This window comes from Flavobacterium sp. AED (assembly GCF_000812945.1).
Taxonomy (GTDB): domain Bacteria; phylum Bacteroidota; class Bacteroidia; order Flavobacteriales; family Flavobacteriaceae; genus Flavobacterium.
This window is the reverse complement of record NZ_JSYM01000012.1, coordinates 1-2,090: the sequence shown is the minus strand read 5'-3', so window position 1 is coordinate 2,090 and position 2,090 is coordinate 1. Positions and strand designations below refer to the sequence as shown.

The following is a 2,090-nucleotide window of genomic DNA, read 5'->3' as shown; positions in this document are numbered from 1 at the left end:
GCAAAACATTTTTTAAACAACGAATTAAAATAAAAACTGCCACTAACAGCTACTACAACGGATTTGGGCAATAGGCTTAATGGAAAGTTAGTTTTGTATTTGAATGTTTTGGCAAATCCGAAAATAGGGCTTAATTTAGTCCCAAACCCGCTGTAGTACCAGAACGTTACCTGCCATTTCTAAAAAAAATGAGAACACATCAACAATTTATTAGCGAGTTAAATAAACTAATTAATTTTTACAAGTCGAGCTTATATGCTTACGACCAAACTGACTATTTTTTGTATCAATGGCGAAAAAAGAAAGATAATTTAATCGAACTTGACATAGAAGTAAATCCTCCAACTTTTTACAAAAGTAAACTTAAAGGAGTAGTAAGTGAAAATCAAAAAAATTTAGCAGAAATTGTATTTGTTCGTTTTGTTTCTGCTTTAGAAGTTTTTTTAATCGATCAAATCCGTGAAATATTTATTTCTCACAAAGAACCATTTAAAAAGGAAAATATTATTTTAGAATTTAGACAATCGGACTTGCTTTCAATAAAATCTACAGCCGATATTTATAATCTCGTTATCTCTAAAGAATTGAGGAGGCTTTCAAGCGGTGGCTTTAATGAAATTGTAAAATATTATAACAAAACATTAAAAATTGATATTGCAAATATTTACCCTGGATTCAAAATTATGGAGGAATACCATCAACGAAGACATCTTTTAGTTCATCGTCTAGGGAAAACTGATCAATTTTATAGAGATAAATATAACTATCAAGGACATAACATTACAGTCGAGAATTTTTATCTTGAAAACTGTTTTGAAGATTTTAAAAAATTTTCTGAAGAAATTTTAGAACAAGTTAAAAATCGGTCTAAGGAAAATTTTTCAACGCAAAAAAACAATAAAAAGCCTGAAGCAAAATGTCAAATTGAAGTAGAGTTTACTAAAAAAACAACGCCTATATTTGAATCTAATTATGAATTTTGGGCAGGAGATGCATTGTGTATGTTTAATAATATTTTCGATAGAAAAGTCTTTCATAGTGCTGAAAAACCAACTTTTTATCTCTCAGGAACTGCAATGCAAATTTTGGCATATACTGCAATAGTTGAAACGGAAATTAAAAGAAGTAAAATTAAAGCAATAATTGTATCAAAAATATCTAATCAAAATTCCAACAAACCAATTCTTTTGGACAAACACTTAATAGAAAAGATAAGGCTTAAACTTCCTGAGCAACCTTGGCAAAAAAATCAACATAAGCGAACTGCGAAAGAATTAGGACTTTCTAACGTAATTGTTTCAAAAGCTATAACGGAACTTATAAAAAATGGAACTTTTAAATCGCAAAGAGGAGGAAAAATATTGGGTGAATGAAACGGCAGGTAACAGCTACTACAACGGATTTGGGCAATAGGCTTAATGGAAAGTTGGTTTTGTATTTGGGATGATTTGGCAAATCCGAAGAATGGGCTTAACTTAGTCCCAAACCCGCTGTAGTACCAGAACGTTAGGCGTGAGTTGTGACGAAATTACGCAGATGAAAACAATTAGAAAATAAATTGGTTTCCGCAAGAAGTTTACAATGCAGAAACGTGAAAGTTGGAATTTATAAGGGGAAATCTGAAAAGCAGAACGTGAAAAGCAGAAACTTGAAAAGCAGAAGCGTGAAAGTTGGAATCTGAAAAGTAGAAACTTGAAAAGCGGAAACGTGAAAGTTGGAATCTGAAAAACAGAAACTTGAAAAACAGAAGCGTGAAAAATTTGCGGTTTAATGATAATTTCGCCTAAACAACCCCCGCCTAACAGCCGTTTGGCGAGATTGGGGTTTTAGGCTGAATTTAAAAATGGTTTTGTATTTGGAAAATTTGTGTTTAACCGAAAAATCTCGCATCTTTAGTCCCCAACCACGCCAAGCGCCAGAACGTTAGTGGCAATTTTACAGACCGAAAGAACAAAAAAACAATGAACAGACTTTCATTAAAAATATTACCAAGTCCAGAATCCAATGACAATGAAGTTAGAATTCTAATTGACAATGAAGATTTTTTAGGAGATGACTATTTGGGACTAGACCCGCCTGTTTTTTTTGAC

General features: G+C 32.2%; 1 protein-coding gene. It reads left to right on the top strand.

What is annotated here, in order from left to right:
• The first annotated feature begins 188 nt into the window (after positions 1-188).
• Positions 189-1,373, top strand: a complete 1,185-nt coding sequence (locus tag OA85_RS16895; protein WP_039111029.1) for a hypothetical protein — start codon at positions 189-191, stop codon at positions 1,371-1,373.
• Positions 1,374-2,090 lie beyond the last annotated feature (717 nt).